Source organism: Albibacillus kandeliae, assembly GCF_003116585.1.
In the GTDB taxonomy this organism is placed as follows: Bacteria; Pseudomonadota; Alphaproteobacteria; order Rhodobacterales; family Rhodobacteraceae; genus Albibacillus; species Albibacillus kandeliae.
Map to the genome: position 1 here is coordinate 310,509 of NZ_QEHM01000007.1, position 19,698 is coordinate 330,206.

A 19,698-nucleotide genomic window follows, 5' to 3' on the forward strand; every position below is an offset into this window, starting at 1 on the left:
TTTCCTCCTGTTTCGAGACGGCCCGACTCTCTTCCGGAGTTTTCGCCGCAGAACGACCGATCCGGAGCATGAGTCGGACCAGTCAATTTAATTGTATTCCTTTTCGTTGACTTAATGTCTTATAAATGGAACAGCTTGTCTACGATTTTTTGAACAAATCCGGCGGCGCTTCCGCAGGTGCGGAAGAATCAAGCAAGCCGGCAGGACAGGTGAGGCAACTCGGAATGGACCGGTTTGACATTGTCATCGTCGGGGCTGGCACGGCAGGAATGCCATGCGCGATCGAGGCAGCAGAAACAGGCGCCAAGGTCCTTGTGGTCGAGGCGGAAAAGCAGACAGGCGGGACCCTCCATGTCAGCCTCGGTCAGCTGAGCGGGGCCGGCTCCCGGTTGCAGAGCGAACGCGGGATCACCGATACGTCAGCAGCCCACCTCGCCGACATCGAGCGCATCAACCGCGGGACCGGACGGCGCGAGATTCTGGATCTGACCCTGCCCCGGCAGGGCGAGACAATCGACTGGCTGATGGAAAACGGCTTCGACATGGACTCCTCCTGCCCCACCATCCTGCACCTGCACGAGGCCTATCGCGAGGCGCGCACCTATTGGGGCGTCGAGGGCGGTCTCTCGGTCTACAAGGTGCTGAAGCCCCTGTTCGAAAAGGCCATGACCCTGCCCAACGCCGAGCTGCGACTCGAAACCAGGGCCACCGGATTGCGGCTGAGCGACGGTGCCGTGACGGGTCTGGTGCTGGCAGGACCCGACGGAGACTATGAGGTCGCAACGGACAGGGTCGTCCTCGCGACCGGCGGTTATGGCAGCAACGCTGCGCTCTTCGCGCGACTGACCGGCGGTCGAGATCTCTATACTGCCGCCATGCCCGGCTCTGACGGCTCCGGCATCGAGATCGCCGAACAGGCAGGCGCCGCCCTGCGCGGACAGGACCTGTTCCTCCCGACCTACGCGGGGGTTCCGGAGAAGCCCGGCAGCAACCGGGTGATCTGGCGCCAGATGCCCAGCCTTACCCCGCAGGTCCGCCAGCCGTGGGAGCTGCATCTGACCGCCAATGGCGCCCGTTTCGTGCGCGAAGACGACCCCAGCGTCGACAACCGCGAGCACGGGCTGGTGGAACAGCCCGACATGTCCTTCTGGTGCGTCTTCGACGACGACATCCTGCGCGAGGCACCGCCCGTCCTGCCCGGCTGGACCGAGGACGAGCTCTCGGCCGCATGGGACAAGCGTCCCGATTTCGTGACCGCCCCGGACATCGCGACGCTCGCAGAGCGGACCACCATGTCGCCCGACACGCTGGCCGCGACCATCACTGCCTACAACGCGGCCTGCGATGGCACGGCAGAGGACCCGATGGGCCGAATCCACTTGCCCCGCTCCATCGGTCCCTCCGGGCTCAGGGCGATCCGCATGCGCGGCATGGTCCTGAAAACACCGGCCGGCATCGACGTGGACGAAACCCTCACCGTCATTCGCCCCGATGGAACACAGATTGTCGGCCTGCACGCCGTGGGCGAAGCCATCGGCGGTTCGACCCTTTCGGGGCGCGGCTTCATCTCCGGCATGAGCGTGACGCCCGCCCTTACCCTGGGTCGCTGGCTCGGTCAGCGCCTTGGAACGCTTGCAATGGAGGCAAACGCAGAATGACAACCACGTCGTACCGCATCACCCGGGGGTTCGCAGACATCGGCGACCGCCAGATCCACTACCGCCGTGCCGGACCGGCAGGCGAGAGACCGCTGGTGGCCATCCACCAGTCGCCGGGGTCTTCCAAGCAGCTGGAAGGCGTGATGGCCGAGCTTGCGGCCCTTGGCCGTGACGTAATCGCGCCCGACACGCCGGGCAACGGCGACTCGGAACCCCTAGCGCTGCCGCAGCCCGAGATCGGCGACCTTGCCGCCGCAGCCTTCACCGCCATCGACCAGCTCGCGCCGGACCAGTTCGACCTCTACGGCAGCCACACCGGCGCCTCCATCGCCATGGAGATCGCAATTGCTCATCCCGACCGCGTCCGCCGGATCGTGATCGACGGCATGGGGCTCTATTCGGGTGGTCTGCAAAGCGAGGTGCTCGACCGCTACGCGCGCGAGATCGCGCCCGACGCCGAAGCCACGCACCTGATGAAGGTCTGGCACTTCTGCCGCGACCAGCACCTGTTCTGGCCGTACTACAACCGCTACACCGCCGAAGGCCGCCTGCCCGATGGCCTGCCTGACGACGATTACCTTCATGATTTCACGGTCGAGGTTCTGAAGGCGCTGCGCACCTACCACCTGTCCTACCGCGCCGCCTTCCGGCACCCCAAACGCGACCGGCTGCCAAAGATCACCCAGCCCGCGCTGGTAGTCTGTTCGACCTCCGACATGCTGTTCGAGTACTTCGGCCAGGTCGCCGAACTGATCCCGAGCGCTGAGAAGGTAGAGCTCAAGGCGTGGAGCGACCCCGACCACCACCGCCATATGGCGGAGGTTATCGACAGCTTTCTCGGTGCGGCATGAGCGCGCTCGAGGACTGTCCGCTCGTCATCTTCATCGCCTACACGGTCCCCCCGGACGCCGAGGCGCGCGGCTATTCGCAATGGCTGGTCGATGTCGACATGCCCTTCTTCAACGCGATTCCCGGCACGGGCCATTATGCGAACTGGCGCATCTCGAAGCGTTTGTTGGGGGACGAAACCGCCTGGGATTACTTCGATTTCCAAGGGCTCGCGCGCGAGGACGACCTCGAAAGGGTCTGGTTCAATCACGATCTGGACGGGTTCCGCAAGAACTGGCTCTCGCTCTGGGGCTATGGCGGCGGGGAGGCACCTCCCGTACTCCGTCACGCCTACCTCATGCGCCGGGTGGGCCCAGCCACGCCGCGTCTGGATCGCGAGCTCACACTCACCGGCGGGCTCGGAACGGTTCCCGAAGGCACGGGCGACGTGCGCTGGCAGGTGGAAGGCGTGCTGCACAAGCACTTCGGTGGCGCAGGCGACGGCGATTGGCTTACCCCGCCCAAGGCGTTCAACCCGCTGGGACTCGACTGGATCGCGATCGACTACGGCAAGGAGAACGCGCTGTCGTCATCGGCCAAGCTCGCCTGCACCGCGAACCTGATCGCCGCCCCCGATCGCTGACCCGGGCGGCATTCTGGCGGGCCGGACTGGCCCGGTTCAGTTATCCGGTTGTTCATCGACCGGTGACACGCCTATGACTTGAGTGCCCGGCACATCGTCGCGAAAAGGGGGCCCTCATGCGTTCCATCAAGACCATTCACGTGATCTCGGCCCATGCCGAGGGCGAAGTAGGTGACGTGATCGTCGGCGGCGTTCTGCCCCCTCCGGGCGATACGATCTGGGAACAGAGCCGCTGGATCGCACGCGACCAGACTCTTCGCAACTTCGTTCTGAACGAGCCGCGCGGCGGTGTCTTTCGGCACGTCAATCTTCTGGTTCCGCCGAAACACCCCGAGGCGCAGGCCGCGTGGATCATCATGGAGCCCGAAGACACGCCACCGATGTCCGGTTCGAACTCGATCTGCGTCGCCACGGTGCTGCTCGACGGGGGGTTGGTGCCGATGCAGGAACCGGAAACCCACATGGTTCTCGAAGCGCCCGGCGGGCTGGTTCGCGTGCGCGCCGAATGCCGGAATGGCAAGGCCGAGCGTATCCACGTCCAGAACGTCCCCTCCTTTGTCGCCAGACTGGACCAGCGGCTGGAGGTCGAGGGCCTCGGGACGCTGACCGTGGACCTCGCCTATGGGGGCGACAGTTTCGTCGTGGTCGATGCCGCGGCCCTTGGGTTCTCGCTGACCGAGGAGGAGGCGCATGACATCGCCACGCTCGGCGTCCGGATCACCAATGCTGCAAACGAACAGCTTGGCTTCGAGCACCCCGAGAACCCCGACTGGCGGCACATCTCGTTCTGCCTGTTCGCGGGACCGCTGGTCGAGGGGCCGGAGGGCCTCGAAACCGGTGCAGCCGTCGCCATTCAGCCGGGCAAGGTTGACCGGTCCCCGACCGGCACCGCGCTCTCGGCCCGGATGGCACTCCTGCATGCACGTGGCAGGATGAAGACAGGGGATCGCCTGACCGCCCGCTCGCTGATCGGATCGACCTTCTCGGGAACCATACTCGGCGAAACCGCTGTCGGATCCACACCGGCCATCATTCCCGAGATCTCCGGACGTGGCTGGATCACCGGCATCCATCAGCACATGCTCGACCCCACCGATCCCTGGCCTGAAGGATACCGGCTCTCCGATACGTGGGGCGCACACTGACGCGCGCGCGGCGGGCGCGTTTCCATCCCGTTTTCTGGAGATCAATTCTCGGCGTCCATCGGGAGTGTCAAAGCGCGCCCCTCAGCCAACCATCGCAAAACCGCTCCATCCTTGACGCACATTTGTCATAGTTGAAGAGCCTATGCCAAAACGACAGGGCTGCTCTTCAAGTCAGCCTGCGTTAAGAGCGGGCGCGAAGAAGGATTCGATCCGCGACCCGGACGACACGGTCAAAGAGCGGCTGACGGATCCGAAAGAAGGAGGGCTGAGCATGCCACTGGCGCGAGTAAATGGTAAGCTCCTGCACTTTGTCCACATCCCGAAAACCGGCGGATCGAGTGTCACCAGCTACCTGCGAACCATCGGCAAGGTCGCGCTCTACAGCCGCAACCCCGTGGACTGGGCACGGACCACGCCCCAGCACATGGACATCCAGACCGCAAAGACCCTCCTGCCCGCCGACTTCGTGGACGTCCGCTTTGCGATCATGCGCGATCCGCTCGAGCGCATTCTCAGCGAGTTCCAGTACCGTTACACGCGGCTGGCGCATCGCGCCCCGCATCTGCACCCGGTCGAGGCGGATGAACCCGTCACGGTGGAACTGGACTGGAACAAGACCTTTCACGGCACCTTCGAGGAATGGGTCGACCTGGTCTTCACCCTCTACGAACGCGACCACTCCGCCTGCGACAATCACATCCGACCGCAGAGCGATTTCGTGGACCCCGATGTCAAGCTGTTCCTGTTTGAGAACGGGCTCGGTCCGGTCATCGAATGGATCGACAAGTTCACCGGCGCCAAGGGTCAGGCCTCGCGTCTGGACCGGAACGAAAGCATCGTGCTGCCGGTAAACGTACGCCCTATTGTACGGCGGCGCATCGAGAGCTTTTATGCCAGGGATTACGACCTCATCGCGAGGCAGAGCTACGTCTGCTAGGTCGGCTTTTCTACGCCGCCGCCCGGCCAACCTCGGCGGCTTCGGTCGGAGCCCGCTTGAGCGTGATCCAGAAGATCGAACCCTGACCGAGCGTGCTGGAAAATCCGATGCCCCCCTCGTGCATCTCGATGATCTGCTTCGAGATGCTCAGGCCAAGGCCGCTGCTCTTCTTCGAGCCGCTCTCGCCGGGATTGACCTGATGGAACCGTGTGAACACGTTGCCGTGTTCGTTCTCGGGAATACCCATTCCGTGATCCTCGACTTCGACACGGACGGTATCCTCGGTCGCGAAGGCCCGCACCACGACCCGGTCGCCGGGCGAGGTGAACTTGGCCGCGTTCGACAGGAAGTTGCAGATCACCTGCGAGATCCTGTCTTCGTCCGCGAGGACCTCCAGCCCGGTGTCCTCCACCTCGGCCACATAGGAGACACCAATCTGCGAGGCATAGGCCTGGCAGTCTTCGACGGCGGTCAGCACGGTCCTTGCGAGGTCGATCTTCGCCAGCCTGAGATCGGCCTTGCCCTCCAGAATGCGCAGCGCATCGAGGATGTCGTTGACCAGCGTCATCAGGCGCTCACAGTTGCGCTCGGCGATATCGAGGATCTTGTTCTCCTGCTCGCTGTGGCTGTCCGCGAACCGCATCCGGATCAGCTTGAGCCCCCCGATGATGGAGGTCAGGGGTGTACGGAGTTCGTGGCTGACCGCGCTCATGAACTTGTCCTTGGCGGCGGAGGCCAACTCGGCTTCCTTTGCCATGCGTTGCAGGTTCGCGGCCGTTGACCGGCTGGCCTTGAGGTCGATGATCAAGAAGGCGAAGAAGATGACCGTCAGCACGATGATGGTCGCGAAGAGATAGATTAGGGTCTGTGACAGCGATAGCGCGCCGGTCCGGAAATCGGACATCATGCGGGCCTTGGACTGGGCAAGCGCGAGGGCGAATTCCCGGAGCTTGAGGTCATAGGGTTCGAGGGTCGTCAGCACCCTGTCCGACAGCGCCTGCCGTTCGGTGTCGTCGGTGCTCAGCGCCAGCGCACCGATGGTCGGTTCGAGCTCTTGAAAGGTGGCCTCGAGTTCGGTGATCACCGAGTCGTCAATCCTGAAGGACTCGACCAGAGTGGCCATCTTGCCGGTCTGGACAACATTCACCCGACTCCACGCGATGTCGAACCGCTGCAGAACCTTCTCGCCCGCAGTCTCTCCGTCGAGATAGGTCCGGATATCGTCCTTCAGCCTCAGCAACTCGAACTGGAGCTGGGAGGCGATCCACAAGGGATCGCTCTGCTCAGCCGTGTTCACCTCCCTGACGCGGTTGTTCAAAGTCCACAACGCGCTGCCACCGAGAACGGAGGCAGCCACGAAGAGGACCATGAGCAGGGTCCGCGCCAGAGAGTTGGTGTTCTTCATTGAAGGGCGATACTCTTGAGTTGCCAGACCAGCCGGCCGTTGTAGAGGTCGTCCTGCAACTCGGGGTAGTTGTCCATCGGGTAAATGACCCAGATGGGACCTTTGTCGCGAACTGACATTTTCTTGTCATTCATCTGCAACGCCAGGATGACCTCGTACTTGAAGGCATCCGAGGCGGGTATGGTGTTGGAGAAGTCATTCAAGGCGACCAGTTTGATCTGTGCTTTCTCGTCGATGCCGTTCTGGGTCAGCACGTCCCGCAGCAGCGGGCCGGTGAAGGTCGATTTCGCATCCACATAATCGTTGATTGTCGTGACGCTGGCCTGCGGCATATTCACCAGATCCTCGTAGGAATACGTGGTCGTCTTGCCGTCCGCCTCGACGGTCAGGATGCCATCGGCGGCCCGCGCCTGCGAGACCGAGACGATCAGCAGGGCCAGCGTCAGCAGGCGTTGCAACAGTTTGAATGGGTGCCGCATTTCTAGGATCCTCCTCTGGAACTCTTCCGCGATCAAACGCAAGCAATGGGTTCGGTCAGGCTGGGCTACAAGTTTGGCCTTAATTGGGCACATGACCCGCCAGCCCCCGTCTGTCACTTGTCCCGACTGCCCGCGCGGACGCGATACACGGCCCCCGCGAGGACCGCATCCAGAATGCGCAAGGGTCTGTTCCAGATACCCAAAAACCCGGTGTGGAAGTCAAGTGGGCAAGGGCGAACAGGGCCCTCACGACGTTGGAGGACCCTGCCCATAGTTGCCCGAACGCGACACATTGAACGGTCGCGTCGCCGCCTCAGGCCGTCAGTTGGCGATGACCTTGGGAAGCCAGGTCACGATCTGCGGAAAGGCGAACAGCACGGCGATCGCGAGGATCTGGAGCGCCACGAAGGGCATGATCCCGCGATAGATCGCAGAGGTCGGCATATCCGCCGGCGCCACGCCGCGCAGGTAGAAGAGCGCGAAGCCGAAGGGCGGCGTCAGGAAGGAGGTCTGCAGGTTCACCCCGACCAGAACCCCGAGCCAGATCGGGTCCACGTCCATCATCAGCAGCACCGGCGCGGTGATCGGGATGACGATGAAGATGATCTCGAAGGTGTCGAGAATGAACCCGAGGAAGAACATGATGACCATGACCAGCGCCACCGCCATCAGCCGCCCGCCGGGCAGGTTCGACAGGAACTCGTGGACGAGGTTGTCGCCGCCCATCATGCGGAACACGACCGAGAAGACAGAGGCCCCCAGCAGGATCACGAAGACCATGCTGGTGATCGTCGCGGTCGACATGACGGTCGATTTCAGCACCTCGAAGCTCAGCCGCCAGCGCAGCGCCGCGAGGATCATGGCTCCGACCGCACCCACCGATGCGGCCTCGGTCGGGGTCGCGATGCCCCCGAGGATCGAGCCGAGAACGGCGAGGATCAGCAGCATCGGAGGTACCAGCGCAACCAGAACCTCGCGGCCGAGGTTCTTCTTCTCGTCCGGTGCAACCGGCGTGGCCGGGCAAGATGCGGGATCCGTCACCGCCTTGAAGATAATGTAGGCGAGGTAGAGCAGGACAAGCATCAACCCCGGCAGCAACGCACCTGCGAAGAGGTCGCCCACCGAAACGGGGACCGGGGCAAAGTTGCCCTTCTGCATCTGCACCTGGCTGTTGATGCCCGACAGCATGTCTCCCATGAAGATCAGCACGGTCGACGGCGGGATGATCTGGCCCAGCGTTCCGCTGGCGCAGATCGCGCCGGTCGCGAGGCGCGGGTCGTAGCCCGCGCGCAGCATCGCCGGGAGCGAAATCAGGCCCATAGTGACCACGGTCGCGCCGACCACGCCGGTCGAAGCCGCCAGCATCGCGCCCACCAGCACGACCGAGATGCCAAGACCGCCGCGCAGGTTGCCGAACAGCTTGCCCATGGTCATGAGCAATTGTTCCGCGATCTGGCTGCGTTCCAGCATGACGCCCATGAAGATGAACAGCGGCACGGCCACGAGGACCTCGTTGGTCATGAAGCCGATGTAGCGGTTCGGGAGCGATCCGAAGTTGCTAGGGTCGAACACGCCGAATGACATCCCGACGAGACCGAAGAGAAGCGACACGCCGGCCAGGGTAAAGGCGACCGGGAAGCCGAGCAGCAGAAAGCCGATCACGCCGAAGAACATGAGCGCGGCGAGCATTTCGCCAATCAGGACGGGATCCATCAGTAGGTCTCCTCGCGGGGGACATCTTTGACGACATCATCGGGATATCGGATTGCAGCGGGGACCAGAGCAGCACGGCCGGTCAGCACCAGGATCGAGCGGATCAGCATCGCCACGCCCTGAAGGGCGATCAGGGCGGCGAAGGCAAGAATGAAGCTCTTGAGAACGAACAGCCCGGGCATGCCGCCGACGTTGGCCGACGCCTCGTGGTAGCCCCAGGCCCGCAGCACGAAGGGCAGCGAATAGGCATAGACCACGTAGCAGAAGGGCAGGAGGAACAGCAGCACACCGACGAAATCGGCCAGTGCCCGCGTCCTCATAGAGGCTGGACGATAAAAGATGTCGACCCGCACGTGATCGTCACGCATCAGCGCGAAACCAGCGACGGCGGTAAACATCGCGCCGTTCAGCCAGATGTAGAGGTCCTGCATCCAGACATAGCTCGTCGCAAAGACATATCGTTGGACGACAACGGTGAAACACACCACGACGATGGCCAGCGACAGCCAGGCGAACAGCCTGCCGATGACCTGATTGAGGCCGCAGATCGCTGCGGCTACCCCTGCAAGAAAACGCATGTGTCCACCTCTGTGCTGTTGGGACAGGACCGAGCTGCGATAGTTTGCTCCGGCGCAAAGGGAAAGCGGATAATGCATTGTGCCGCAGTCCCCTGGATCATCCTCGCTCCCCCCGGCTCGACTGGCCTACCGGGGCGCGCGGAAAGGGGACCGGGGCAATGCCCCGGCCCCCCGAAGGCGAATGATCGCCTCAGATCTGGAAGTACTTCTCGCGCGCCTGAACGAAGGCACCGTCGGTGTCGCGCGACCGCGTCCGGACGATGTTCAGCGACTCGATGAAGCTCTCGGCGGTCTTCTTGACCAGCGGATCGCCGGAGTCGCGTAGCCCGCCGATGATTTCCTGCGCCGCCTCTGCACCGGCTTTCAGGATTTCCTCGGGGAACTGCATGACGTTGACGCCGTGATCGTTGATCAGCGTCTGCAGCGCGCGCGGGTCGTTGGCGTAGAAGTCGGACGCAACCTGGTCGTACTCGGCCTGGCAGATGTCCTTGATCAGCGCCTGCAGGTCAGCCGGCAGGGCCTGGTACTTCTTCTTGTCGACGACCAGCTCGGTGGCGAGGCCGGGTTCCACGAAGGACGGGAAGTAATAGTTCTTCGCCACCTGGTAGAAGCCGAGCGCGAGGTCGTTGTAGGGGCCGACGAACTCTGCCGCGTCGAGAGTGCCCGACTGCAGCGCCTGGAAAATCTCGCCCGCCGCCATGTTGGTCACGGTCGCGCCAAGCTTCTCCCACACGCGGCCGCCGAGGCCGGGGGTACGGAAGCGCAGGCCCTTGACCGAGTCGACGCCGGTCAGTTCGTTGCGGAACCAGCCGCCCGCCTGGGTGCCGGTGTCGCCCGACAGGAAGCCCTGAACGCCGAACTGGTCATAGATTTCGTCCCAGATTTCCTGGCCGCCCATGTAACGGACCCACGCGGTCAGCTCGCGCGAGGTCATGCCGTAGGGAACGCCGGTGAAGAACGACAGCGCCGGCGATTTGTTCTGCCAGTAGTAGGCGGCGCCGTGGCTCATCTCGGCGGTGCCGTCGATGACGGCGTCCAGCGATTGCAGCGGCGGCACCATTTCGCCGGCGGAATAGACCTGAACGGTCAGGCGGCCGCCGGAGGCCGCGGTGATGCGGTCAGCCAGACGCTGAGCGCCGACACCCAAGCCCGGGAAATTCTTCGGCCAGGTGGTGACCATGCGCCAGGTGATGTTGCCCTGTGCGACGGCCGGGGCCGCAAGGCTGGTTGCTGCGACGCCGGCGCCAAGTGCGCCCGCGCGGATAAAGGAACGACGATCCACTCTGTTTCCTCCCAAAAATACAATAATAAACGTGCCGTGCCGCTCCGCAGGCAGGTTCTGGCGCCAGCTAATATATCTGCTGTGATAATGTCCATGACGTCAGCAGCAATTTTTTCGCAGTATTTGCGCACGCTCCGGGCGGACTTTCGCCACTCCCAATTCCGCGAAGGCCGCCCCCGGATCGACCTGATGCCGGATTGATCGCTTCAAGGGCACCCGAGGTCAGGAAACAGCGGCGAAGCGTCGCGGAAATGCTGTGGTTGAGCGGAAAAAATGCTTTCCGACACTACATGTGAAAATGGGCGTGCGCCCCCAAATTCTTCTGATATTGCCACCGCATGGACATCATACTCGTAACCACTGTTATCGCGTCTCTCTTCCTTGTCATCGGCCTCGCCGAACCCTTTGCCGCGCGTGTGCGATTGCCCTACAGCGTGATCCTCGCCGTTCTGGGGATCATGATCGGCGCCGGGGCGACCTTCTTCCTCCGAACCGAACTGACGGACGCGCTGAACCCGGTGGCCGAGGCGATCCTGGGCCTGCCGATCAAGTCCAACGTGTTCCTCTACGTCTTCCTTCCAACCCTGCTGTTCCAGGCGACAATCGGGATGAACCTGCGCCGGATGCTCGACGACTGGGTGCCGATCATCGTGCTGGCGGTGGTCGCCGTCGTGGTGGCGACGGTCAGCATCGGCTATGCGCTGTCCTGGGCCAGCGCGCTGCCGCTGGCGGCCTGTTTCCTGATCGGCTCTATCGTCTCGACCACCGACCCCTCGGCCGTGGTCTCGATCTTCCGCTCGATCTCGGCACCGCGACGGCTGGCCCGGATTATCGAGGGTGAAAGCCTGCTGAACGACGCCGCTGCCATCGCGCTCTTCGGCCTGTTCATGGGCTTCGTGATGCTCGGGCTGCCGGACCCCAGCCTCGGCGAGGCGCTTGCGCGGTTCCCCATCCTGATCGCGGGCGGTGCGCTGACCGGCTGGGTGGCGGCGCGCATCGCGGTCTGGGTGATGTCCCTGTTCAGCCGTCACGAACTGGCGCAGCACTCGATCTCGGTCGCCCTGCCCTACCTGACCTACATCATCGCGGAACAGAGCGTCGGTGCCTCTGGTGTCATCGCCGTGGTCGCCGCCGGTCTCACGCTCAACCTGACTGCCCCCGCGCGCCTGCCGCCCCAGTCGTGGAGCAACCTGCGCGACCTGTGGGATGTGCTGGCGCACTGGGCCGGGGCCCTCATCTTTATTCTCGCCGCGCTCCTTATCCCGCGCCTGCTGAAGGAAGTGCGGCTGGAGGACTTCGCCCTTGTCGGCGTGGTCGTCGTCGCGGCTGTCGCCGCGCGCACCGTGATCCTCTTCGGGCTGATGCCTTTGCTGACGGCGCTGAAGCTGTCTCCGAACGTGGAAAGACCCTATCGCGCCGCGATCCTCTGGGGCGGACTACGCGGTGCGGTGACGCTCGCGCTGGCCCTCGCCGTCACCGAGAGCGTGCGCGTGCCCGATGGGATCCAACGGGTCGTGGGTATTCTGGCCACCGGCTTCACCCTCTTCACCCTGCTGGTGCAGGGGACGACACTGCGCTGGATCATCGGTAAGCTCGGCCTCGACCGGCTGTCGCCCATCGACGAGGCCCTCTCCCGGCAGGTGGTCGCGGTTGCCCTGCAAACCGTGCGCGAAGACGTGGCGCGGACCACCGAGAACTACGACCTGAACCGCGACACGGTGCGGTCCGAGGCCAAGCGGTTCGGCGAGCGCCTCGAAACCGCCGTGAAGATGGCCGAGGACAATGCCGATATACTCGACCGCGACCGCATCGCGCTGGGGCTGATCGCGCTGGCGGGTCACGAACGCGACACCATCCTCGCGCGCATGAAGGAGCGGACCATCTCGGCACGGATGGCGGAACTTGTGCTCTCGGACGCCGACCGGCTGATCGAGGGCGCACGCTCGCAGGGCCGGAACGGCTATCAGCGGGCCGCCCGAAAGAGCCTCGCCTATGGCCGCGCCTTCCGCACGGCAGTCTTGTTGCATGGGCGTCTGCGTCTGTCGGGCCCCCTCGCCCGGATGACAGCGGACCGCTTCGAGCGGCTGCTGTCCCAGCGGCTGATCATGCGCGACCTCGGCTCCTTCATCGACGGCCGCATCCGGCGCATTCACGGACGGCGCGTTGCTGAACTGCTGCACGAGCTGTTGTCGCGGCGGATCGAAGCGGTCGAAACCGCGCTGGAAGGTTTGCGCCTGCAGTATCCGGGATACGCAGAGGAACTGGAGCGCCGTTTCATCCGGCGGACCGCGCTGCGGATGGAGGAGCGGGAGTACGCCGCAATGCGCGAAGACGGCCTGATCGGCGCCGAGGTTCACATGGCACTGATGCAGGACCTCGCCGCGCGCCGGGGTGCTGCGGAGGAGCGGCCGCGCCTCGACGTCGCGATCCAGCGCGCCGCCTTCATCCGCGAGTTTCCCCTCTTTGCCGAGATGGACGACGGCAGCCTCAAGCGTCTGGGCCGGTCGTTGATGACACGCTACTTCGACGCCGGAGAGCGTGTCATCCGCAAGGACAGCACGGCCCGAAGCGTCTATTTCATCGCCTCCGGTGCCGTCGAACTCGAGAGCGCGGGACAGACCTCGCGCCTGGGTCGGGGGGACATGTTCGGGCAGATGGCGCTGCTGACCAACAAGGCGCGCCGCGCCGATGTCCGTGCCATCGCGCCCACGACCCTGCTGGTGCTGGACGAGGAGAGGTTTCGCCGCCTGCTGGAGCGCAGTGAAGCGCTTCGTGCGGCTGTCCGCGAAAGCGCGGAAAAGCGCGGCATCGACCCCTCGGGTCTGTTGCCCGGAACCGACGACGCGGCCTGAAAGACGTGGCCGCGTCGAGTCCCCCATTGCAATTTTTCGTGCCCGCCCCATTTGCTCTCCAAATGTCCGTGTCCCTGACCCGCCTTGCCCCGGCCTTCCGCGTGATGCTCCTCGGCCTGATCCTCGCGATCGGGGCGGTGCAGCTTGGCGCCGCCGCCGGGACGCGCGACACACGGCTTGAAACGGACCAGACCGGGGCGGCCACGGTGATCGGGACGACCCTCATCGCCGATGTGGCGATCCTGTCGCCCGCCGCGCTGCTGGCCGATCAACACATCCAGTCCTCGGACCCCACGACACCCGGCCTCCTGCCCCGGATCACCGAGGTGCCAACGCCGTCGTGGCGCCGGTCGATGCTGGCCGGGGCGCGAGAGCCGCCCTTGGTTGACGACGTCGCGCCGGGACACCTACGCGCTAGAAGCCCTCCGCAAGCCTGACCTCCGAGCCCTGATCCGCCCATGCGGACCGGGGTTCCTGCGTTGCGCCACGGTCGACCGATCGTGACCGCAGCGCCCGGCCCTCTGCCCTCCCGGATTTGTCCCGATGTGGCCAGAGGCACTGCACTCCTTCCTGCGCGAACTCATTGCAGCACGGTATCCACACCTCGCATCCTGAAACTGGCAGGTCGGCCTCCCCGACTGGCCTCGGACAAGCGCGCCATGCGGTCAGATTGACCCGGGCGCTCGGCCTTCTGTTGCTGATCGCGCCGATCCTCCGCCTGCTGGGGCCCTCCCGGATGCGCGCGGTCTTCCGCCACCTGGCCGACTTCGGATACGCGCTCTCGGTGCTGCCCGTCGCGCTCGTCTCGGCGCCCGCGGTTTCGTTCCCCGTGCCCGAGCCGCGCCCGGCGCAGGCGACGATCACCAGTCCGACCCTCGTGGAAGAGGTGGGCATCGTCCTGCCAGCGTCGCACGCGCGCGGCATCACCCGCGCGGCCGATCCTTCGGGACCCGGCCCGCTGCCGCAGACCGCACACACCGCGCCCCCCGAATGGCCTCTGCCCGCGACCGGGCAGGTGCTCAAGCCGGGCATCACTCGCGACGCGGCTCATACACACTACGGCGCGCCCGATGCTCATCCGGTACGTGCGCCACCGATGGTGCCGCGAGACGCCGCCTGATCCCGCCCGGGACCGGCGCCGCCATTCATCACCACGATTCCAAGACATTTTCGACAGGACCCGCGCCGTGACGGTGCCGGCCTGTCAGGATCCCATCATGAACAGACCTTCCATCTGGAAACGTATCGGCGTCTGGGGCATCTGCCTGCTCTGCCTCTGGCTTGCCCTGCCGAACGCCTTCTATTCCCGTGTCGAGCATCACAACGACCTCGCCACCACAAGTACCCCCGCCGAAGCCGACAACTGGCCGTCGTGGCTGCCCTCGAACCTCGTCAACCTCGGGCTGGACCTGCGCGGCGGGGCTCATCTGCTGGCCGAGGTCGACGTCGACAGCGTTGCCCAGCAACGCATGGACTCGCTCTGGCCCGACCTGCGCGACGCCCTGCGCAAGATGGAGCCGAAGATCACCAGCGTGCGGCGGCTCGACGCCCCCGTCGGTGAACTGCGCATCGCCGTCGCCGGACAGTCCGGCATGGATGCCGTGCTGAAGACCGCGCGCGGCTTTGCCGCTCCGGTCAGCTCCCTTTCCGGCGCCGGGCAGTACGATATCGAGGCAGTGGACCAAGACGGTACGCTCGTCGTGCGCTACACCGAAGCCGGACGTGCCGCGATGACGGACCGGGTTGTCGCGCAAAGCCTCGAGATCATCCGCCGCCGTATCGACGAAGCCGGGACACGCGAACCCACGATCCTGCGCGAAGGCGCCGACCGGATTCTCATCGAAGTCCCCGGCATCGACTCCGCCGAGACGCTGAAATCGCTGATCGGCACCACGGCCCGGCTGTCCTTCAACCCCGTGCTCGGAACCGGCAAGAGCGCGAGCGGTGACGGCCTCTCGCTGCCCTCCGCCGACCAGCCTGAGCTGATCTACAACCTCGACCCGCGCGCGGTGGTAACCGGCGAGGACCTCGTGGACTCGCAACCCGGGTTCGACCAGAACGGCAGACCGGCGGTCACCTTCCGCTTTGACACCTCGGGCGCGCGCGCCTTTGGCGACTACACTGCGAACCACATCGGCGCGCCCTTCGCCATCGTGCTGGACGACAAGGTGATCTCTGCCCCCGTGATCCAGAGCCATATCGCGGGCGGTTCGGGCATCATCACCGGGAACTTCACGGTAGAGGAGAGCACGGAGCTCTCGACACTGCTGCGCGCCGGGGCCCTCCCTGCCGAGCTGCACTTCCTCGAAGAGCGGACCATCGGCCCCGAACTCGGTCAGGACAGCATCACCGCAGGCGCCCGCGCCGCCGTGGTCGGCCTGATCGCGGTCTGCGCCCTGATGGTGCTCTGCTATGGTGGGTTCGGCCTTGTTGCGACCTTCGCCCTCGGCATGAACATGGCGATGCTCGTCGGCCTGCTCTCGGCCATCGGCGCCACGCTCACCCTGCCGGGCATTGCGGGCATCGTCCTGACCATGGGCATGGCGGTTGACGCCAACGTGCTGATCTTCGAACGCATCCGCGAGGAACTGCGGGCCCAGAAATCGGTCTGGCGTGCCTTCGGCAAGGGGTTTGACAGCGCCTTCTCGGCCATTCTCGACTCGAACCTCACCGGCCTTCTCACCGCCGGGCTGATGTTCTGGCTCGGGTCAGGGCCGGTACGCGGATTTGCCGTGACCATGGGCCTCGGGATCATGACCTCGATGTTCACCGCCATCCTTGTGACCAAGCTGGTGCTTCAGGGCTGGCTGGAGTGGCGCAAGCCCAAGACCCTGCAGATGAGGGGCCTGCTCTCGCTCATCCCGGCACAGACCAACATCAACTTCTTCCGCGCGCAGTTCGCCACCTTCGGCGCTTCTGCCATCGCGGTCGTGGTGTCTCTGTTCTTGATCGCGACGATGGGGCTCAACCTCGGGATCGACTTCAAGGGCGGCGCCAGCATTCGGGCCGAGACGCATCACGCGCTCGACATCGGGGCCTACCGCACCGCGCTGTCGGATGTCGGGATAGAGGGTGCGACGATCACCCAGGTCTTCGACCCGTCCTTCGCGGCGGACCAGCACGTGGTCTCGATCCGCATCGGTGGCGAGGGGAGCGACGGCTCTGTCTCGCAGCAGACCCTGACCAAGGTCCAGGATGCGCTGCGCCAGACCGATCCCGGCATCGACTTCACCTCGGTCGAAACGATCGGGGGCAAGGTCTCGGCGGAACAGCTCTGGACCGCCTTGCTGGCGGTCAGCGCGGCGACGCTGGGCATTCTCGTCTACGTCTGGTTCCGGTTCGAGTGGCAGTTCTCGGTCGGGGCGGTCGCCGCTCTGATCCATGACATCATTGTCACCCTCGGCTTCTTCTCGCTGTTCCAGTTCAAGGTGGATCTGACCATCGTCGCGGCCCTGCTGACGATCCTCGGATACTCGATCAACGACACCGTCGTTGTCTTTGACCGGGTGCGCGAGAACCTCAGGAAGTACCGGCAGATGCCGCTTCGGGATCTTCTCAACCTCTCCGCCAACGAGACGCTGAGCCGGACCCTGATGACCTCGTTCACGACGCTGGTGGCCCTGATCGCACTGCTGGTGCTTGGGGGCGACGTGATCCGCGGCTTTGTCACGGCCATCACCTTCGGCATCGTCGTCGGGACATGGTCGTCGATCTACGTCGCCAAGAACATCGTCCTGATGCTCGGGGTCGACCGACGCAGCCGCGAGGAGCGCGACGCCGCGCTGGAGCCGTCGCACGCGACCTAAGCGCACCGCCCTGTCCGCCTCCGGCGGGCAGGGCAATCCGTCTACATCGACGAGGCCGCGACCGTCTCGACCAGCGCCGCGCGGAACGATTGCAGCCCCGAAAGGTTCTCGTGCTCGACGAGCGTGAGAAAACCGACCTCGACCGGCGGGAGGCGCAGGTCGTCTGACTCCAGCATCACCAACTGATCGCCCGCCGACGCGGTATCGAGCACCATGCGCGGCACCACCGCCAGCATCGGCATCTCGCGCACGATGTTCATCAGCCCGTTGGGATCGGCGGCGACCTCCACGGCGATCCTCGGCTCGCCCAGCCCGAGGTTGCGATAGGCCGAGGCGAGCCCGACCCGGTTTTTCGAATCCTCCGGGGGCAGGGCCCATGTCGCCGCTTCGAGGTCAGCGGGCATCACCCTCCCCCGCGACGCAAGGGGATGCTCTCGGGAACAAACCACGACCAGCTCGGTCTCGTAGAGATGGGTGTGCCTGAGGCTGTTCTTCATGTCCGAGGGCACGACTTCCCAATCGATGCGCCCGACATAGCAGTTGATCTCGCCGTTCCAGAGCGCGCGGGCCATGTCGAGTGCGAGCCCGGTGCGCAGGGCATAGCGGATCGGGGCCTCCTCACGCCGCGCGACCTTCAGTGCGGCGGGGATCAGGTGGAACATCATCGCCGGGTTGGTCCCGACCTGCAGGACCGGCGGCAGCCCTTCGTCCAGTTCCGCCGCCAGTGTGTGGAACGCGGCGAGCCCCGACCGTGACCGTTGCAGCGCGAGGCGACCCACGCCGGTCAGTTCGACGCCGCGCACCGAGCGTTCGACCAGCGTCGCACCAAAGGCGAATTCGAGATCCTTGACCATCTGCGACACCGCCGGCTGCGTCAGGCCAAGCTGATCGGCCACGGCGCGCAGCGAGCGGTGCGTTTCGATCAGTTCCAGCAGGCGAAGGTGGCGCAGGCGCAGCCGGTCGAGGTGATGAGGCGAGTGAGGCATAAGCTGGAGCTTTCACACTACAGGTTTTTTTAAGTTTTTCTATTGGCGTCGATTTCGTAAGGCAAGACCGGGTGGAGAATGTCCGGCCGTTTCACGTCAAGGCAGGAGAGCGTGATGACCAGCAGAACCGAAACCATTGACTCGCCGGAAGTGCGCCCGACGGACCCGTCCGAACCGGCCGGATTCCAGCCTCTCGCGGGCCTGCGGGTCGTCGATCTGAGCCAGGTCCTCGCGGGGCCCTTCGCGACCTACCAGCTCTCGCTGCTGGGCGCCGAAGTGCTGAAGATCGAGAAGCCCGGCGAAGGCGACTGGACCCGGCAGGGTGGCCCCAGTGCCGAGCTCGGAGAGCTTGGTATGGGCCTCAACTACCTCGCCCACAACGCCGCCAAGAAGTCCGTCACGCTGGATTTGAAAGCTCCCGAAGGCCTCGCCGCGCTGAAGCGGCTTATCGAGACGGCCGATATCTTCGTCGAGAATTTCAAGCCGGGCGTCGCCGAACGCCTCGGCCTCGGTTTCGATGCGGTCCGCGCCCTGCGCCGCGATATCGTCTACTGCTCGATCTCGGCCTACGGTCAGGACGGACCGTTCAGCCCGCGACCGGCATACGATCACGTGATCCAGGGCATGTGCGGCATCATGCTGACCACCGGGCAGAAGGGCGACGGCCCGACCAAGGTGGGCGCGCCCTATGTCGACTATGCCACGGGCATGAACGCTGCGATGGCGATCATGGCCGGTCTGGCCCAGGTGCGCCGCACGGGCAAGGCGGTCCGGCTCGACGTCGCGATGCTCGACACCGCGCTGATGCTGATGGCCTCGCTGGTGACCCAGCACCTGACCGCGGGCTGGCAGCCCGCACAGAACGGCAACGAGGCATGGAGCCAGAGCCCGTCCTCGGGCGCCTTCCAGACCCGCGAGGGCGTGCTGATGCTCGCCGCGAACAACGACCGCCAGTTCCGGCTGCTGTGCAAGGCGGTCGGCCGCGAGGACGTGCTGGCCGACCCGCGCTGGTCGACGCCCGCCGAGCGCGCCAAGGCCGCCCCCGCACTGCGCGCCGAGTTGGAAGCCCTGTTCATGACCCGCACCGCGGCAGAATGGGAAACCCTGCTCGAAACCAGCGGCGTTCCCGCCGCGCGGGTCCGCAGCCTCGATGAAGTCGTCCGCGAGGACCAGTTCGCGACCCGTGACCTGATCAGCGAGATGCAGATCGCGGGCTATAGCGCCCCGGTGCACGTGCCGAACCTGCCGTTCAAGGCCGACGGCACAAACCGGCATCCATCGCAGGCCCCCTCGAGCCTGGGCGCCGATACCGAGGCCGTCCTCAGCGGCGCCGGTTTCGACACGGCGGCACTCGCGCGGATGCGCTCGATGGGGGTCATCTGACCC

Annotated in this window: 16 protein-coding genes; 10 read left to right on the forward strand and 6 right to left on the reverse strand. The window is 65.0% G+C overall.

Annotation, left to right across the window (positions count from 1 at the left end; all coding sequences use genetic code 11):
• Positions 1-224 precede the first annotated feature (224 nt).
• The 5 genes from DDT93_RS17305 (at position 225) to DDT93_RS17325 (ending at position 5,211) form a co-directional block, all read left to right on the forward strand.
• Positions 225-1,658 (forward strand): FAD-dependent oxidoreductase, encoded by a 1,434-nt coding sequence (locus DDT93_RS17305; protein ID WP_157960211.1) that lies wholly within the window; start codon positions 225-227, stop codon positions 1,656-1,658.
• On the forward strand, positions 1,655-2,509 hold the full coding sequence (locus DDT93_RS17310) for an alpha/beta fold hydrolase (protein ID WP_109467115.1): 855 nt from the start codon (positions 1,655-1,657) through the stop codon (positions 2,507-2,509). Before DDT93_RS17305 ends, DDT93_RS17310 begins: the two co-directional genes overlap by 4 nt.
• A complete protein-coding gene (locus DDT93_RS17315; RefSeq protein WP_109467116.1) occupies positions 2,506-3,129 on the forward strand; it encodes a hypothetical protein in 624 nt (207 codons plus the stop codon). Before DDT93_RS17310 ends, DDT93_RS17315 begins: the two co-directional genes overlap by 4 nt.
• A 116-nt stretch (positions 3,130-3,245) precedes the next feature.
• Entirely contained in the window at positions 3,246-4,274 is a 1,029-nt protein-coding gene (locus tag DDT93_RS17320) for a trans-3-hydroxy-L-proline dehydratase (RefSeq protein ID WP_109467117.1), read from the forward strand.
• 271 nt (positions 4,275-4,545) lie between these two features.
• A complete protein-coding gene (locus tag DDT93_RS17325) occupies positions 4,546-5,211 on the forward strand; it encodes a sulfotransferase family 2 domain-containing protein (protein ID WP_157960212.1) in 666 nt (221 codons plus the stop codon).
• 10 nt (positions 5,212-5,221) lie between these two features.
• On the opposite strand, the gene DDT93_RS17330 is transcribed toward DDT93_RS17325, so the two are convergent.
• The 5 genes from DDT93_RS17330 to DDT93_RS17350 all read right to left on the reverse strand — a co-directional run bounded on the left by DDT93_RS17330 (position 5,222) and on the right by DDT93_RS17350 (position 10,668).
• Positions 5,222-6,616 carry a sensor histidine kinase gene (locus DDT93_RS17330; protein WP_109467119.1) on the reverse strand — a complete coding sequence of 465 codons (1,395 nt, stop codon included), beginning with the start codon at positions 6,614-6,616 and terminating at the stop codon, positions 5,222-5,224.
• Positions 6,613-7,095, reverse strand: coding sequence for a molybdopterin-dependent oxidoreductase (locus tag DDT93_RS17335; protein WP_157960213.1), 483 nt, complete (start codon positions 7,093-7,095; stop codon positions 6,613-6,615). Before DDT93_RS17335 ends, DDT93_RS17330 begins: the two co-directional genes overlap by 4 nt.
• A gap of 321 nt (positions 7,096-7,416) precedes the next feature.
• Positions 7,417-8,808: a TRAP transporter large permease gene (locus DDT93_RS17340; RefSeq protein WP_109467121.1), complete on the reverse strand. Its 1,392-nt coding sequence runs from the start codon at positions 8,806-8,808 to the stop codon at positions 7,417-7,419.
• Entirely contained in the window at positions 8,808-9,386 is a 579-nt protein-coding gene (locus DDT93_RS17345) for a TRAP transporter small permease subunit (protein WP_109467122.1), read from the reverse strand. The genes DDT93_RS17340 and DDT93_RS17345 overlap by 1 nt, the downstream gene beginning before the upstream one ends.
• Positions 9,387-9,576: 190 nt before the next feature.
• A complete protein-coding gene (locus DDT93_RS17350) occupies positions 9,577-10,668 on the reverse strand; it encodes a TRAP transporter substrate-binding protein (protein WP_109467123.1) in 1,092 nt (363 codons plus the stop codon).
• A gap of 338 nt (positions 10,669-11,006) precedes the next feature.
• On the opposite strand from DDT93_RS17350, the gene DDT93_RS17355 reads away from it, so the two are divergent.
• From DDT93_RS17355 to secD, 4 genes are all read left to right on the forward strand, one after another.
• Positions 11,007-13,520 carry a cation:proton antiporter gene (locus DDT93_RS17355; RefSeq protein ID WP_109467124.1) on the forward strand — a complete coding sequence of 838 codons (2,514 nt, stop codon included), beginning with the start codon at positions 11,007-11,009 and terminating at the stop codon, positions 13,518-13,520.
• Between the two features lie 62 nt (positions 13,521-13,582).
• A complete protein-coding gene (locus DDT93_RS17360; RefSeq protein WP_157960214.1) occupies positions 13,583-13,957 on the forward strand; it encodes a hypothetical protein in 375 nt (124 codons plus the stop codon).
• Between the two features lie 233 nt (positions 13,958-14,190).
• Positions 14,191-14,640: a hypothetical protein gene (locus DDT93_RS17365; RefSeq protein WP_109467126.1), complete on the forward strand. Its 450-nt coding sequence runs from the start codon at positions 14,191-14,193 to the stop codon at positions 14,638-14,640.
• Between the two features lie 97 nt (positions 14,641-14,737).
• On the forward strand, positions 14,738-17,326 hold the full coding sequence (secD, locus tag DDT93_RS17370) for a protein translocase subunit SecD (RefSeq protein ID WP_109467228.1): 2,589 nt from the start codon (positions 14,738-14,740) through the stop codon (positions 17,324-17,326).
• A gap of 41 nt (positions 17,327-17,367) precedes the next feature.
• On the opposite strand, the gene DDT93_RS17375 is transcribed toward secD, so the two are convergent.
• Positions 17,368-18,312, reverse strand: a complete 945-nt coding sequence (locus DDT93_RS17375) for a LysR substrate-binding domain-containing protein (RefSeq protein ID WP_109467127.1) — start codon at positions 18,310-18,312, stop codon at positions 17,368-17,370.
• A 114-nt stretch (positions 18,313-18,426) separates the two neighbouring features.
• Here DDT93_RS17375 and DDT93_RS17380 point away from each other — a divergent pair, with 114 nt between their 5' ends.
• Positions 18,427-19,695 (forward strand): CaiB/BaiF CoA transferase family protein, encoded by a 1,269-nt coding sequence (locus DDT93_RS17380; RefSeq protein ID WP_109467128.1) that lies wholly within the window; start codon positions 18,427-18,429, stop codon positions 19,693-19,695.
• The last annotated feature ends 3 nt before the right edge of the window (positions 19,696-19,698 follow it).

Excerpts from the sequence above, each read along its gene's own strand:
- DDT93_RS17325 (WP_157960212.1), top strand. The coding sequence starts at position 4,546 with ATGCCACTGGCGCGAGTAAATGGTAAGCTCCTGCACTTTGTCCACATC.
- DDT93_RS17315 (WP_109467116.1), top strand. The coding sequence starts at position 2,506 with ATGAGCGCGCTCGAGGACTGTCCGCTCGTCATCTTCATCGCCTACACG.
- DDT93_RS17310 (WP_109467115.1), top strand. The coding sequence starts at position 1,655 with ATGACAACCACGTCGTACCGCATCACCCGGGGGTTCGCAGACATCGGC.
- DDT93_RS17320 (WP_109467117.1), top strand. The coding sequence starts at position 3,246 with ATGCGTTCCATCAAGACCATTCACGTGATCTCGGCCCATGCCGAGGGC.
- DDT93_RS17375 (WP_109467127.1), bottom strand. The coding sequence starts at position 18,312 with ATGCCTCACTCGCCTCATCACCTCGACCGGCTGCGCCTGCGCCACCTT.
- DDT93_RS17335 (WP_157960213.1), bottom strand. The coding sequence starts at position 7,095 with ATGCGGCACCCATTCAAACTGTTGCAACGCCTGCTGACGCTGGCCCTG.
- DDT93_RS17355 (WP_109467124.1), top strand. The coding sequence starts at position 11,007 with ATGGACATCATACTCGTAACCACTGTTATCGCGTCTCTCTTCCTTGTC.
- DDT93_RS17380 (WP_109467128.1), top strand. The coding sequence starts at position 18,427 with ATGACCAGCAGAACCGAAACCATTGACTCGCCGGAAGTGCGCCCGACG.
- DDT93_RS17360 (WP_157960214.1), top strand. The coding sequence starts at position 13,583 with ATGTCCGTGTCCCTGACCCGCCTTGCCCCGGCCTTCCGCGTGATGCTC.
- DDT93_RS17340 (WP_109467121.1), bottom strand. The coding sequence starts at position 8,808 with ATGGATCCCGTCCTGATTGGCGAAATGCTCGCCGCGCTCATGTTCTTC.
- secD (WP_109467228.1), top strand. The coding sequence starts at position 14,738 with ATGAACAGACCTTCCATCTGGAAACGTATCGGCGTCTGGGGCATCTGC.
- DDT93_RS17305 (WP_157960211.1), top strand. The coding sequence starts at position 225 with ATGGACCGGTTTGACATTGTCATCGTCGGGGCTGGCACGGCAGGAATG.
- DDT93_RS17345 (WP_109467122.1), bottom strand. The coding sequence starts at position 9,386 with ATGCGTTTTCTTGCAGGGGTAGCCGCAGCGATCTGCGGCCTCAATCAG.
- DDT93_RS17330 (WP_109467119.1), bottom strand. The coding sequence starts at position 6,616 with ATGAAGAACACCAACTCTCTGGCGCGGACCCTGCTCATGGTCCTCTTC.